This is a genomic window from Streptomyces sp. SID13726, assembly GCF_010548375.1.
Taxonomy (GTDB): Bacteria; Actinomycetota; Actinomycetes; order Streptomycetales; family Streptomycetaceae; genus Streptomyces.
This window is the reverse complement of sequence record NZ_JAAGLY010000001.1, coordinates 370,295-383,368: the sequence shown is the minus strand read 5'-3', so window position 1 is coordinate 383,368 and position 13,074 is coordinate 370,295. Positions and strand designations below refer to the sequence as shown.

Below are 13,074 nucleotides of genomic sequence, written 5' to 3'. Positions count from 1 at the left end.
GAACGAAACATCCCTTTTGTCGCTGCCGCGCACCGAAGGGATACGCGATGAGAGCTCCCGCCCTCTACACGGCCGCCGGGTCCTTGCTCCTGACCACGCTCGCCGCCGCTCCGGCCGGGGGCGCTCCGGCCGCCCCCGGCGTCGCGGAGGTGCACGGCACCGCGCTGGCCGCCGCGCGCGCCGAGACGGCCGGCATCCGCTTCGGCGCCTGCCCCGAGGCGGAGGACCTGCCCGGCAACGTCCGGTGCGGCACGGTCTCCGTCCCGCTGGACTACGCGCACCCCGACGGCAAGCAGATCAGACTGACCGTCAGCCGGGTCCGGGCCACCCAGAAGGACCCGCACAACAGCAAGCGCCGGGTGCCCCGGCAGGGCGCCCTGGTCTACAACCCGGGCGGTCCCGGCGCCTCCGGCATGTACTTCCCGCTGATCGGCGTGCTGCCCGAGTGGAAGCGGCTCGCGGCGGCCTACGACCTCGTCGGGTACGCGCCGCGCGGAGTGGGCCGTTCCGCGCCGCTGTCCTGCAAGGACCCCAAGCAGTTCTTCAAGGCGCCCACCCAGGCGCCGACGCACCCCTCGGAGTCGTACAAGAAGGAGCGCGTCGCGGAGGCGAAGGCGTACGCGCGCGGGTGCGCCAGGCGGGCGGGGGCCGCGCTGCCCCACTACAACTCCCTGAACAACGCCCGTGACCTGGACGTCCTGCGGGCCGCGCTGGGCGAGCAGAGGCTGACGTTCATGGGCGCGTCGTACGGCACCTACTTCGGGGCGCTGTACGCGACGCTGTTCCCCTCGCACGTGCGGCGGATGGTGTTCGACTCGGCGGTGAACCCGGACCCCGACCAGATCTGGTACCGCAACAACCTCGACCAGTCGGCCGCGTTCGAGGGGCGCTGGGCGGACTTCCGGGAGTGGGTCGCCCGGCACGACGACGTGTACGGGCTCGGGGACACGGCCGAGCAGGTGCAGCGCAGCTACGAGAAGGCGGCGGCGCGGCTGGCCGCCGAGCCGGCCGGGGGGAAGGTCGGGCCCGGGCAGCTCCAGGGGGCGTTCCTGTCGGCCGGGTACTACGACGACTTCTGGCCGCACCGCGCCCAGGCGCTGTCGGCGTATCTGAAGGGCGACCCGAAGCCGCTGATCCAGCAGGCGGGGCCGCACCAGGAGGCGGCGAAGGAGGCCGAGAACTCCCACGCGGTCTACACGGCCGTCGAGTGCAACGACGCTTCCTGGCCCACGGACTGGAAGGTGTGGGACCGGGACAACACCCGGCTGGCCCGGGTCGCGCCGTTCGAGACCTGGGACAACGTGTGGATGAACCTGCCCTGCGCGTACTGGCCCGCGCCGCGGCAGCGGGCGCTCGATGTGCGGACCGGGCCCGGGGAGTTGCCGGCGACGCTGATCCTGGCGGCCGAGCGGGACGCGGCGACGCCGTACGACGGGGCTCTGAAGCTGCACCGGCGGCTGTCCGGGTCGGTGCTGGTGACCGAGCGGGACGCGGGGACGCACGGGATCGCCGGCGGCCCGAACCGCTGCGTCAACGGGTACCTCGACGCCTACCTGCTGGAGGGGCGGCTTCCGGTGCGGCGCGCCGCGTGCGCACCGCATCCGGAGCCGAAGGCCACCTCCGGGAAGGCGACCGCCAGGCGCGGCGGCTGATCAGGCGAGGCCCGACACGAGCTCGCCGATATCCTTGCGGCGGCCGGTGTAGAACGGGACCTCCTCGCGGACGTGCATCCGCGCCTCCGACGCGCGCAGGTGGCGCATGAGGTCGACGATCCGGTACAGCTCGTCGGCCTCGAAGGCGAGGATCCACTCGTAGTCGCCCAGCGAGAAGGACGCGACCGTGTTGGCGCGGACGTCCGGGTAGCCGCGGGCCATCTTGCCGTGGTCGGCGAGCATGCGGCGGCGGTCCTCGTCGGCCAGGAGGTACCAGTCGTAGGAGCGGACGAAGGGGTACACGCTCACGTAGTCACGGGCGTGCTCGTCCGCCAGGAACGCCGGGATGTGCGAGCGGTTGAACTCGGCGGGGCGGTGCAGCGCCATGTTCGACCAGACCGGCTCCAGCGCGCGGCCCAGCCGGGTGCGGCGGAAGAGGTTGTACGCCTCCTGGAGCTGGTCGCTGGTCTCCGCGTGCCACCAGATCATGAGGTCGGCGTCGGCGCGCAGCCCGGACACGTCGTAGGTGCCGCGGATCGTGACGTCCTTGGCGGCGAGCTGGTCGAACAGCTCCTGGACCTCGTCGGCGTAGCCGGAACGGTCCTCGGGGAGCACGTCCTTCAGCTTGAAGACGGACCAGAGCGTGTAGCGGATGACCTCGTTGAGGTCCTTGGCCAGCTTGCCCTTGTTCGGGACCCTGCCGGACTCGGGGGTGGGGGCGTCGTTGCTCATGGGTCCTATTCTCCCGCTCCGCCGCGCGTGCTCTGCACCGGGTTGGCGGTCAGCTCGGGTACGACGGTCAGGTCGCCCTCGATCAGGTCCACCGCGGCGTGGGCGCTCGCGATGCAGGCCGGGATGCCGACGCCGTCGTACTGCGCGCCGCACACCGCGAGGCCGGGGACCTTGGCGAGGTGCTCCCGGATACGGGCCACGCGCGCGTGGTGGCCGACCGGGTACTGGGGCAGGCCGTCGGTCCAGCGGGTGACGCGGGTCTCGATCGGGGTGGCGTCCAGGCCGGTGGCCTCGCGCAGGTCATGGCGGGAGACGTCGACCAGGGCGGTGTCGTCGCGCTCCAGGATCTCCGTCTCGCCATGACGGCCGACGGAGGTGCGCAGGACCACGGTGTCCGGGTTCTCGTCGGCGATCCAGCCCCACTTCTGGGAGGCGAAGGTGGACGCCTTGATGGTGCGGCCGTCGACCGGCGGGACGAGGAAGCCGCTGCCCGCCGGCAGGGCGGTGTCGGAGCGGCGGTAGGCGAGGGTGACCAGGGCCATCGAGGCGTACTCGACGGTGTCGAGCTCGGCGGCGGCCTCCGGGCTCTCGGCGCGCAGGAGCCCGGCGGCGGCCGGGGCGGGGACGGCGACGATCACCGCGTCGGCGTGCAGGACCCGGTCTCCGGCCACGACCTTCCAGCCGCCGGACGCCTCGCGGCGCAGCTCGGTCACCGGGGACCCGGTGACGATCTCGCCGCCCGCCGCGCGGACCGCGTCGGCGACGGCGAGCGGGAGGGTGCCCACGCCGCCCTCGATGCCCATGAAGACGGGCCCGGTCTGCTGGTTGGCGGCCATCCTCGCCTGGATCTCGCGGACGCCCTCGGTGAGCGAGGTGTGGGTCTTCGCGACCTGGAAGAGCTGCGGGACCGCCGAGCGCATCGAGATGCGGTAGGCGTCGCCCGCGTACACGCCTCCCAGGAGGGGTTCGATGAGGCGGTCGACGACCTCGCGGCCGAGGCGCGCCGCCACGTACTCCCCGACCGCCACGTCGTCGCCGACCTCGGTGCGGGGCAGTTCGGCGTCCTGGCCGATGCGGGCGAGTCCTTCGTCGGACAGGACTCCGGCCAGGGCGTCGGCGGTGCCGGGGACGCCCATGACATGGCCCTTGGGCATGGGGCGCAGGGCGCCGCGGGTCCAGATCGAGGCGGTCGCGGTGGCCGGGGGTTGAAGACGCTCGTCGAGGCCCACCTCGCGGGCGAGGGCCACCGCCTCCGGTCTGCGGGCGAGCATCGACTCGGCGCCGAGGTCCACCCGCGCGCCCGCGATCTCGCCGGGCAGCAGCTTGCCGCCCACCCGCTCCGACGCCTCCAGCACGGTGACGCGCGCGCCGCGCCGGGCCAGCCGGTGGGCCGCGGCCAGTCCCGCGATGCCGGCGCCGACGACGACCACCTGTGATCCGCTCATGGCCCCAGCCTCTCAGACCCCACTGACAGTCCACCGGCGACCCGGTGTCCTTCACGAGTCCTGACCGTGACCGCATCGGGACCGCCGGAGTCCAACGTCCGCGCCCGCCCCGGCGTCGAAGGAGCGTCAGTCGTTCACGACCCTCGGGGGGACGCCCATGCGCACACCACGTTCACGAAGCTCCGTACGGCCCGTCCACGCGCTCGCCGGACTCCTGCTCGCCGCGGGCCTCGCCCTGGCCGGGTGCAGCGGGGCGGACGACTCGGGCGGCGACAAGAGCAGCCTCGCCAGGGACGACCGGGCCGCCGCCGAGGCCGACGGGAAGGGCGCGGCCGGTACCGAGGACGGCGGGGGCGGCAGGCAGGCCTCCGCCGCGCCGCAGCCCACGGCCGGCCACATCATCCGTACGGCCTCGCTGACCGTGCGGGTCAAGGACGTACCGAAGGCGCTGGCCGCGGCCCGGACGAGCACCGAGGACGCGGGCGGGTTCGTCGGCAAGGAGACCACCTCCCGCGACGAGGAGGGCGCGGAGCAGACGGAGCTCGTGCTGCGGGTGCCCGTCGGGAAGTACGACGAGGTCCTCGCCGGTCTGGAGGGCGCGGGCAAGCTCCTGGAGCGCACCGCGAACGCGCAGGACGTCACCGACCAGGTCGTCGACGTGGAGAGCCGGATCACGACCCAGCGGGCGAGCGTGGCGCGGATCAGGGAGCTGATGGACAAGGCGACCATGCTGAGCGACGTGGTGACGCTGGAGGGCGAACTGAGCAGCCGCCAGGCCGATCTGGAGTCGCTGCTGGCCCGTCAGGCGTCCCTGAAGGACCGCACGACGCTGGCGACCATCACCCTGAACCTGTCCGAGTCGCCGGTCACCAAGGACGAGGACGACGACCCGGGGGTCCTGGACGCGCTGGCGGGCGGCTGGGACGCGTTCGTCACCGTGCTGCGCTGGATCGTGGTGGCGCTGGCGGCGGTGCTGCCGTTCCTCGCGGGGATCGCGCTGCTCGTGCTGGTGTGGCTGCGGCTGGTCCGGCCCCGGCTGCCGCGGCGGCCCGAGCCCGTGCCCGTCTCGACCACCCTGGGCCCGCTGCCCACCGCGCGGCCGGTCCCGGACCCGGGACGCGCGCGGGAGCGGGGCGAACAGGACTGAAATGCCCGGCCCTCGTAGCGTGTTCGCATGAACATGAGCCGTACGCGGGGCACGAGGGAACGTCTGGTCGTGATCGGCGGCGACGCCGCGGGGATGTCCGCGGCGTCGCAGGCCCGGCGGTCGAGGGGCCCCGACGAGCTGGAGATCGTGGCGTTCGAGAGGGGCCACTTCACCTCGTACTCGGCGTGCGGCATCCCGTACTGGGTGGGCGGCGACGTCACCGGGCGGGAGCAGCTGATCGCCCGCACGCCCGAGGAGCACCGGGCCCGCGACATCGATCTGCGCATGCGGACCGAGGTCCTGGAGATCGACGTGGCAGGACAGCGGGTACGCGCGCGTGACCTCGAATCCGGGGCCGAGTCCTGGACGCCGTACGACAAACTCGTGATCGCGACCGGGGCCCGGCCGATCCGCCCGGACATGCCGGGGGTCGACGCGCCCGGGGTGCACGGGGTGCAGACCCTCGACGACGGTCAGGCGCTCATCGACACGCTGGCACACACGCGTGGCCGGCGCGCGGTGGTCGTGGGGGCCGGTTACATCGGGGTGGAGATGGCCGAGGCGCTCATCAACCGCGGCTACGAGGTGACGGTCGTCAACCGGGGCAGCGAGCCCATGTCCACGCTCGACCCGGACATGGGGCGGCTGGTGCACGAGGCCATGGCGGGGCTCGGCATCACCATGGTCGACGACGCCGAGGTCACCGAGGTGCTCACCGGTGAGGACGGCCGGGTGCGGGCGGTGGCGACGAAGGACGCCGAGTACCCGGCGGACGTGGTGGTGCTGGGGATCGGCGTACGCCCGGAGACGACGCTCGCGAAGGCGGCGGGGCTGCCCCTGGGCCGGTACGGCGGTCTGCTGACCGACCTCGCGATGCGGGTGCGCGGCCACGAGGACATCTGGGCGGGCGGTGACTGCGTGGAGGTCCTGGACCTGGTCTCGGGGCAGGAGCGGCACATCGCGCTGGGCACGCACGCCAACAAGCACGGGCAGATCATCGGCACCAACGTCGGTGGCGGCTACGCGACCTTCCCGGGTGTCGTCGGCACCGCGGTCAGCAAGGTCTGCGACCTGGAGATCGCGCGCACCGGGCTGCGCGAGAAGGACGCCCGGCGCGTGGGCCTGCAGTTCGTGTCGGTCACGATCGAGTCGACCAGCCGGGCCGGGTACTACCCGGGCGCCTCCCCCATGACGGTGAAGATGCTCGCCGAGCGCCGCACGGGGCGGCTGCTCGGCGTGCAGATCGTCGGGAGAGAGGGCGCGGGCAAGCGGGTGGACATCGCGGCGGTGGCCCTGACGGCGGGGATGACGGTCGAGTGCATGACGTCCCTGGACCTGGGCTACGCGCCGCCGTTCAGCCCGGTCTGGGACCCGGTGCTGGTGGCCGCCAGGAAGGCGGTCGCGAAGGTGCGGGCCTCCTGACGGCTACGCGGTTCCGTTGATGCGTTCGATGGCCTGGCGGGCCTGGTCGGCCGGTGGGCGGGGCGGCAGGGACGAGACGGAGGCGCTGGTGGGCATCGCGGCGGGCTGTTCGCCGGCCGGCTTCGCGTGCGCGGCGGGCCGGGTGGACCTGAGCCGGTTGCTCACCGCCTCGTCGAGGGTCACCGGCCGCTGCATCTGGGAGGCCAGCCGCCCGGCCTCCTGACCGAGCCTGGCCACGTCCTCCCACGGCAGCCGCAGCACCAGGGAGATCTCGGCCTCGCCGTCGGGAAGAGCGTGCATCGGAGGAGTAATACGGTCGTTCATCGCCTGTTCCTCACGTAAGTCCCCGCGGCCCGCCTTCCCCGTGCCGCGGGCGGTTGACGAGTCATACGCACGCGTGCGTGCGGGTGTTCACCGATGCGGCACCGATTCGCGCGCCCCATCGCGGGCACTACTTCCTTGTGGTCATCCCCGTCCATGACGTGAACCCGGTGCGCCGCACCCCCTGGGTGACGTACGCGCTCATCGCCGCGAACGTCCTCGTCTTCCTGTACACGCCCGGCCTGGCCGGCTCCGTGGCGGGCGACAGCGGTGTGTCGCAGCTGTGCCATCTCCAGGCGTTCCTGGACCACTGGGCCGCGGTCCCGCAGGAGTTGATCCACCACCAGATGCCGCAGCTGGTCCCCACGGGCGCGGTCGGCACCGGGGCGAACGGCGCCCAGGGCTGTGTGGTGGCCCCGCCGGACTACGACAAGTCGCCCGCGCTGTCGGTCCTGACGGCGATGTTCCTGCACGGCGGCTGGCTGCACCTGCTGGGCAACATGCTGTTCCTGCTGATCTTCGGCAACAACGTCGAGGACCGCATGGGGCATGTGCGCTTCACGCTGTTCTACGTCGTCTGCGGCTACGCGGCGTCGTACGGCTTCGCGCTCCTCAACGACGACTCGGGCGACCCTCTGATCGGCGCCTCGGGGGCCATCGCCGGTGTCCTGGGCGCCTATCTGGTGCTGTACCCGAAGGCCAGGGTGTGGGTGCTGGTGCCCTTCCTGGTCTTCCTGCCGCTGCGGCTGCCGGCCTGGCTGGTGCTGGGGTTCTGGTTCGTGCTCCAGGCGGTGTACTCCTCCGGCGAGGGCGTCTCGGCGGCGGGCACGGTGGCGTACGCGGCGCACGTGGTCGGCTTCCTCGTCGGCATGGTGCTCGCCTGGCCGCTCAAGGCGGGCACGCCCCCGCCGCCGGAACCGCGCGGTCTGCTGTTCGGCAGGAGGGCGCGGCCCCGGCACACGTGGTGAGTCCGGGGCCCCGGTAGGACGCGGCGCTCAGGCGTGCGATGAGCGCATGTGCTCCATGCCGTGCACCATGCACTCCAGGCCGTCCTGGAAGCGCTGGTCCCGGTTGCTGGTGGCGCTGCGCTTGACGTAGGCGGAGAGCGACGGGGCGTGGTCCTGGGCGGACCCCTCCACGTAGGGGCCCAGGCGCTCCGCCCACTCCTCCTCGTTCTCGGCGGTGTGCTGGGCCATGTTCTGCCAGGAGACCTCCGTCAGGGCGGCACCCACCGTGTAGTAGTAGATCGCCGAGAGCGCGGAGTCGAGCCGGCGTTCGGCGAAGCCCGCGTCCTCCAGGATCCCGATCACCGCGCCGGTGTGTGCCAGGGCCCGGGGTCCGACCGGGGGGTGACTGCCCATCAGCTCGATCATCCAGGCGTGCCGCAGCAGCACCTCGAACAGGCCGGTGGCGCCCGCCGTGACGTCCTCGCGCCAGTCCCGTCCGGCGGAGCGGGCCGGCGGGTCCGGGAACACCTCGTCGATGGCCAGCTCCAGCAGGTCGCCCTTGGTCGGCACGTGCCAGTAGAGCGACATGGGGGCGGAGTCCAGGGAGTCGGCGAGCTGGCGCATGCGCAGGTTGCTCACCCCGCCCTCGTCCAGGAGGCGCACCGCGGCACGCACGATCTGCTGACGGCTCAGCGGCTGCTTCGCCGGGCGCCCTTTCGTCTCGCGCAGCCAGATCGATCCCGGTCGGCGGTTCGGTGCGGCGTCTCGTCCAGAAGTGTCAGTCACGGAACCCATGCTAGCGCGGCCTCGTACATCGTACGATAGACGGTATGACGTACGAGAACGCAGTCACCGCAACTCCTGAGGAGGCCACCCATGGAATCCGTGGTTCGCGACACGCACGGCGGAGGCGAGGACGGCACGCCTCCCGGGGCACGCAACCGATGGCTGGTGCTGGCGGTCCTGTCGCTGAGCCTGCTGGTCGTGGCGCTGGATCTCACGGTGCTGAACGTCGCGCTGCCCACGCTGAGCACCGAGATCCAGCCGTCCTCGGTGCAGTTGCTGTGGATCGTCGACGTTTATTCGCTGGTCGTCGCAGGACTGCTGATCAGCGCCGGCACATTAGGTGACCGGCTGGGCCGCAAACGCTTCCTCTGCCTGGGGTTCGTCGTCTTCGGCGCCGCGTCGGCGGTCGCCGCGTGGGCGTCCGGTCCGGAGATGCTGATCGCGGCCCGCGCACTGCTCGGCATCGGGGCGGCGATCATCATGCCGTCCACGCTGTCGATCATCCGGAACGTCTTCACGGACCGCAGGGAGCGCACGGTCGCGCTCGCCGTGTGGGCCACCATGTCGGCGGCCGGAGCGGCCGTGGGGCCCGTCATCGGCGGCGTGATGATCGAGCACTTCTGGTGGGGCTCGGTGTTCCTCATCAACGTCCCGATCATGGTCGTCGCCCTGGTCGCCGCGCTGCTGCTGGTGCCGGAGTCCCGGCATCCGAATCCGCCGCGCTGGGACACCGTCGGGGCGGTGCTGTCCGTCGCCGGTCTGATCGCCCTGGTGTACGCCATCCAGCACGGCGGCGCGGAGGGCCTGGAGACCCAGACGGTGGTCACCGGCGTACTGGGGCTGGTCATGCTCGGCGCCCTGGTGGTGCGGGTGCTGCGGGTGCCCGATCCGCTGTTCGACCCCCGGCTCTTCCGTGACCGCGCCTTCTCGGTGGCCGTCGGTTCCGTGGTGCTGGCCATGTTCGGCATGGGCGGGCTGATGCTGCTGCTCACCCAGCACTGGCAGTTCATCGGGGGCGCCTCCCCGATGGAGTCAGGTCTGCGGCTGCTGCCGCTGCTCGTGGCCACCATGATCGGCGCACCGGCGATGTCGGTCATCGTGCCGAGGTACGGCACGCGGTACGCCATGATGATCGGCCTCGGGCTGATCGGCGCCGCGTTCTTCGTGCTGGTGAACGTGCGGCCGGACACCGAGTACTGGGTCTTCGCCATCGCCCTCGCAGGGATCGGCGCCGGCGCCGGGTGCGCGATGACGGCCGCGTCGGACGCCATCATGTCCACCGCCGAGGCCGACTCGGCGGGCGGCGCGGCAGGCATCGAGGAGACAAGCTACGAACTGGGCAACGGGCTGAGCGTGGCCGTCATGGGCAGCATCGCGGCCGCGCTGTTCCGCGGCGAGATGGACGCTCCCGTGCCCGGCGTGGACGAGCGGTCCATGGACGCCGCCCGGGAGGGCCTCCCCGAGGCCATCGTGACGGCTCGCGCCCTGCCGGGCGCCGCGGGCGAGGACCTCAAACGCCGGGCCGACGAGGCCTTCGCGGACGCCTTCGGGGTCACGGCACTGTGCACCGGCATCCTGCTGCTCCTGGTCGCCGTGGCGGTGGCCGCGCTGATCCCGCGTACGGCGGGGCGCCAGGTGCCCTCGGGGGAAGGGGGCGACGGGAAGGGGTCGGCCGGCGCGGAAGGCGTCGGCGTGAGCAAGGAGTCCCGGGCGGGCGAGGGGAGCTGAGGGAGGAGGGTGGGAACGGGGGCGCCCGCACCCACCCCTCTCCCCGTCGGCCCGCGCCGGAAAGCCGGGATCTCCTGGAGATCCCGGCTTTCCGGCGCGTGGTGCGCGGTGCGCGGTGTCCGGCGTCGGATCAGGCCGCTCGTACGCGGCTTTCGACGAGGTCCACGATCTTGTCCAGGCGTTCCAGTTCGACGACCTCGTCGTCGGAGACCTCCACGCCGAAGTCCTTCTCCAGGGCGAGCGCGAACTCGACCGCGGCCAGCGAGTCGAGGCCCAGCATCTCCAGTGTGGACTCCGGGGTGATCTGGTCCTCCGGCACCTTGAAGACGTCCGTCAGCAGGGACTTGACCTTCTCGTACACGGTTCCTCCCGTTGAGCGTGTCGGTGGGGCGAGGGCGCGGGCCGGTCAGCCGCGATAGGTGTGCACGGAAAGGGCCGTGACGTCCGGCCAGGTCAGCGATGCCGCGCCCCAGACGAGCCCGGCCCCGAAGGCGGCGAGCAGCACCCGGTGGTGCGGCAGGAGCAGGCCCGAGGAGGCGGCGTCGGCCAGCAGCAGGGGCAGGGACGCGGCCGAGGTGTTGCCGACGTGCTCGATGTTCGACAGCACCCGGTCGCGCGGCACACCGAGTTCGTCGGCGACGGCCTCGGTGATCCGCGCGTTGGCCTGGTGGGTGGCGAGCCGGTCGACGTCGCCGATCGACCAGCCGGAGCGCTCCAGGACGTCATGGGCCGCCTGGCTCATCCGCTCCTTGGCGTGCCGGTAGACCTTGCGCCCCTGCATCCGCAGGCAGTACTCGCCCGGCGCCGGGTCCGTCCCCGCCAGGCGCTGCCGTGCGCCGCCCGCCGGGATCTGGATCAGATCGCTGTGGGCACCGTCGCTGCCGAGCCGTACCGGTCCCAGGGCCCCGGGCTCGTCCGGGTCCCCGGCCCGCAGTACGACGGCCCCGGCGGCGTCCCCGAAGATGATGGCGGTGTTGCGGTCGTCCGGGTCCACGATCGCGGAGAAGGTCTCGGCGCCGATGACGAGGACGTGGTCGGCGAAGCCCGCGGCGATGGAACCGGCCGCCGACGCCAGGGCGTAGAGAAAGCCCGCGCAGACCGCGGACACGTCGTGCGCGGCGACCGGGCCGAGCCCGAGTGCCGTCGCGACCTCGGGGGCGGTGGCCGGACAGTGCCGGTCCGGGGTGACCGTGGCGAGCACCACCGCGTCCACGGTGTCCCGGCCGGCCGACTTCAGGGCCAGCCGCCCGGCCTCCGCGGCCATTTCACGGGTGGCGGTGCCGGGCGGCACGGTGTGGCGCTGGGCGATGCCGGTGCGGGTGCGGATCCACTCGTCGGTGGTGTCCAGCCGGTCCGCGAGATCGGCGTTGGCGACGGTGCCGGGCGGCACCCAGCCGGCCACGCCCGACAGGACGGCGGCCCGGCGGCCGGGGGCGGGTGCCGGACGGGGCCCGGCGTTGTGGGCGGCCCGGTCGAGGGCGCGTTCGCTGGCGTCCATGGGCGTTCCCCTCATGCCTTTCCCAGCAGGATCGCGCTGCTGATCATGCCGACGGTGTAGTTGAAGGACAGCGCGTGGTCGACGCGCCGGGGGCGGGCGGTCGTACCGGGGACGGGGTCGAAGTCGCACTCGTCCGCCGGGTCGACGCAGCCGGCTGTCGGGTAGACCGCGTCGTCGCGGATCATCAGGGACGTGGCGGCCACGCCGAGGTTGCCGAGCGGTCCGCCGTTGTGGCCGAAGCAGGCCTCCTGCACGGTGACCGGCAGCCGCGAGGCGCGGTCGCCGAACAGGGCGTGCACGATGTTCGACTCCGTCTCGTGGAAGACCCGGTCGCCCTCGGCGCCGCCGTTGACGTAGTCGATCTGGTCCGGTTCGACGAAGCCGGCCATGGCGTCCCGGGAGGCCTGGACCATGCCGGCGCCGGCGCGGTCCACGGCGAAGGCGCTGTACTGGGGCGAGCGCCGGGTGGCCTGCGACAGCAGCCGGGCGTAGGGCCGCGCGCCGCGCCGCTCGGCGTGGGCCCGGCTCTCCAGGACCAGGGTGATGGAGCCGTTGCCCATGTTGGAACCGGGTGAGTTCTTGTCGTAGGGGCGCATCAGGGCGTGCATCGACAGGGCCGCGTCCTCCATCGCGTCGACGGTGCCCTCGTCCTCGCCGAGCTCCGCGTAGCGGTCCAGCAGGTCGGCGTAGTGGCGCAGGAAGTCCAGGCCGAACACGTCGGCCCCGGTGACCACGGCGACCTCCAGCTCACCGGCGGCGATCATGCGGTGGGCCAGGCCCAGCTGGATGGCGGAGGAGGTGCAGCCGTTGGAGACGGTGAAGCAGGGGCCGGTGGCGGCCAGCACCGACATCTGGATGTTGGCCACGTCCATCGGGATGCCGGTGAGGGCGAGCCGGGTGCCCAGGGTGTTGATCTCGTCCCTGGTGACGGTGGCGCGGTCGACCCGCAGGATGTCGGCGTACTGCGCCGACCAGCAGTCGCCGCCGTCGCGGGCCGCGAGCACGGCCGCTTCCGCGAGAGCGCCGGAGCGCCAGTCGAGGTCCGCGTCCGCGCAGGCCTCCGCGAGCGAAACGAGGCCGTGCAGCTGGACCGCGGAATACAGTCCGAGGGCTTTTCTCGGCATCTCCGGAATTCGGTCCTTGACGTCCTCCACATCGGCTCGGACCTGCCCGAAGAACAGGCCGTCGCGCTCCACGTGACAGGCCCCTGTGGATACGGTCTCCCAGAATTCCGAGGTGGTCGCGCAGAGTCCATCAGGACCTGGCAGAGCGAATCCCATTCCGGTGATCAGTGTGTCGCGCCCGGGGTCTTTCTGCGGGTCGGCCATAAGACTCCCTGCCTGCGTGGTGCCGATGACGGCTGACGACTCTAGGTCCGCGACGAGGCAGATGTAAC

At 72.4% G+C, this 13,074-nt stretch carries 12 protein-coding genes; 5 read left to right on the top strand and 7 right to left on the bottom strand.

Going from position 1 to position 13,074, the window contains the following annotated elements; all coding sequences use genetic code 11:
• The first annotated feature begins 47 nt into the window (after positions 1-47).
• On the top strand, positions 48-1,652 hold the full coding sequence (locus tag G3I78_RS01630) for an alpha/beta hydrolase (RefSeq protein WP_164420890.1): 1,605 nt from the start codon (positions 48-50) through the stop codon (positions 1,650-1,652).
• On the opposite strand, the gene hemQ is transcribed toward G3I78_RS01630, so the two are convergent.
• Both hemQ and hemG read right to left on the bottom strand, forming a co-directional pair.
• The gene (gene hemQ / locus G3I78_RS01625) at positions 1,653-2,384 is read right to left on the bottom strand and encodes a hydrogen peroxide-dependent heme synthase (RefSeq protein WP_164420889.1); all 732 of its coding nucleotides are present in this window, start codon (positions 2,382-2,384) and stop codon (positions 1,653-1,655) included.
• Positions 2,385-2,389: 5 nt separating this feature from the next.
• A complete protein-coding gene (gene hemG / locus G3I78_RS01620; RefSeq protein ID WP_164420888.1) occupies positions 2,390-3,829 on the bottom strand; it encodes a protoporphyrinogen oxidase in 1,440 nt (479 codons plus the stop codon).
• A 157-nt stretch (positions 3,830-3,986) separates the two neighbouring features.
• On the opposite strand from hemG, the gene G3I78_RS01615 reads away from it, so the two are divergent.
• Together G3I78_RS01615 and G3I78_RS01610 are read left to right on the top strand one after the other, a co-directional pair.
• Entirely contained in the window at positions 3,987-4,976 is a 990-nt protein-coding gene (locus G3I78_RS01615) for a DUF4349 domain-containing protein (RefSeq protein WP_164420887.1), read from the top strand.
• Between the two features lie 27 nt (positions 4,977-5,003).
• A complete protein-coding gene (locus G3I78_RS01610; RefSeq protein WP_164420886.1) occupies positions 5,004-6,398 on the top strand; it encodes an FAD-dependent oxidoreductase in 1,395 nt (464 codons plus the stop codon).
• Positions 6,399-6,401: 3 nt separating this feature from the next.
• On the opposite strand, the gene G3I78_RS01605 is transcribed toward G3I78_RS01610, so the two are convergent.
• Complete coding sequence (locus G3I78_RS01605; RefSeq protein WP_164420885.1) at positions 6,402-6,722, bottom strand: hypothetical protein; 321 nt, start codon at positions 6,720-6,722, stop codon at positions 6,402-6,404.
• A 137-nt stretch (positions 6,723-6,859) separates the two neighbouring features.
• Here G3I78_RS01605 and G3I78_RS01600 point away from each other — a divergent pair, with 137 nt between their 5' ends.
• The gene (locus G3I78_RS01600; protein WP_164421336.1) at positions 6,860-7,687 is read left to right on the top strand and encodes a rhomboid family intramembrane serine protease; all 828 of its coding nucleotides are present in this window, start codon (positions 6,860-6,862) and stop codon (positions 7,685-7,687) included.
• Between the two features lie 27 nt (positions 7,688-7,714).
• Here G3I78_RS01600 and G3I78_RS01595 read toward each other — a convergent pair whose 3' ends face one another.
• Positions 7,715-8,452, bottom strand: coding sequence for a TetR/AcrR family transcriptional regulator (locus G3I78_RS01595; protein ID WP_164420884.1), 738 nt, complete (start codon positions 8,450-8,452; stop codon positions 7,715-7,717).
• Positions 8,453-8,542: 90 nt separating this feature from the next.
• Here G3I78_RS01595 and G3I78_RS01590 point away from each other — a divergent pair, with 90 nt between their 5' ends.
• Positions 8,543-10,180, top strand: coding sequence for an MFS transporter (locus tag G3I78_RS01590; protein WP_164420883.1), 1,638 nt, complete (start codon positions 8,543-8,545; stop codon positions 10,178-10,180).
• Between the two features lie 130 nt (positions 10,181-10,310).
• Here G3I78_RS01590 and G3I78_RS01585 read toward each other — a convergent pair whose 3' ends face one another.
• The 3 genes from G3I78_RS01585 to G3I78_RS01575 are packed head-to-tail and all read right to left on the bottom strand — an operon-like array spanning position 10,311 to position 12,958.
• Entirely contained in the window at positions 10,311-10,541 is a 231-nt protein-coding gene (locus G3I78_RS01585) for an acyl carrier protein (protein ID WP_164420882.1), read from the bottom strand.
• A 45-nt stretch (positions 10,542-10,586) separates the two neighbouring features.
• Positions 10,587-11,678, bottom strand: a complete 1,092-nt coding sequence (locus tag G3I78_RS01580; protein WP_164420881.1) for a beta-ketoacyl-ACP synthase III — start codon at positions 11,676-11,678, stop codon at positions 10,587-10,589.
• Between the two features lie 11 nt (positions 11,679-11,689).
• Positions 11,690-12,958 carry a beta-ketoacyl synthase N-terminal-like domain-containing protein gene (locus G3I78_RS01575; protein ID WP_164420880.1) on the bottom strand — a complete coding sequence of 423 codons (1,269 nt, stop codon included), beginning with the start codon at positions 12,956-12,958 and terminating at the stop codon, positions 11,690-11,692.
• Positions 12,959-13,074: the final 116 nt, after the last annotated feature.

Coding starts and splice junctions, on each gene's coding strand:
- G3I78_RS01630 (WP_164420890.1), top strand. CDS start 48: ATGAGAGCTCCCGCCCTCTACACGGCCGCCGGGTCCTTGCTCCTGACC.
- hemQ (WP_164420889.1), bottom strand. CDS start 2,384: ATGAGCAACGACGCCCCCACCCCCGAGTCCGGCAGGGTCCCGAACAAG.
- hemG (WP_164420888.1), bottom strand. CDS start 3,829: ATGAGCGGATCACAGGTGGTCGTCGTCGGCGCCGGCATCGCGGGACTG.
- G3I78_RS01615 (WP_164420887.1), top strand. CDS start 3,987: ATGCGCACACCACGTTCACGAAGCTCCGTACGGCCCGTCCACGCGCTC.
- G3I78_RS01610 (WP_164420886.1), top strand. CDS start 5,004: ATGAACATGAGCCGTACGCGGGGCACGAGGGAACGTCTGGTCGTGATC.
- G3I78_RS01605 (WP_164420885.1), bottom strand. CDS start 6,722: ATGAACGACCGTATTACTCCTCCGATGCACGCTCTTCCCGACGGCGAG.
- G3I78_RS01590 (WP_164420883.1), top strand. CDS start 8,543: ATGGAATCCGTGGTTCGCGACACGCACGGCGGAGGCGAGGACGGCACG.
- G3I78_RS01580 (WP_164420881.1), bottom strand. CDS start 11,678: ATGGACGCCAGCGAACGCGCCCTCGACCGGGCCGCCCACAACGCCGGG.
- G3I78_RS01575 (WP_164420880.1), bottom strand. CDS start 12,958: ATGGGATTCGCTCTGCCAGGTCCTGATGGACTCTGCGCGACCACCTCG.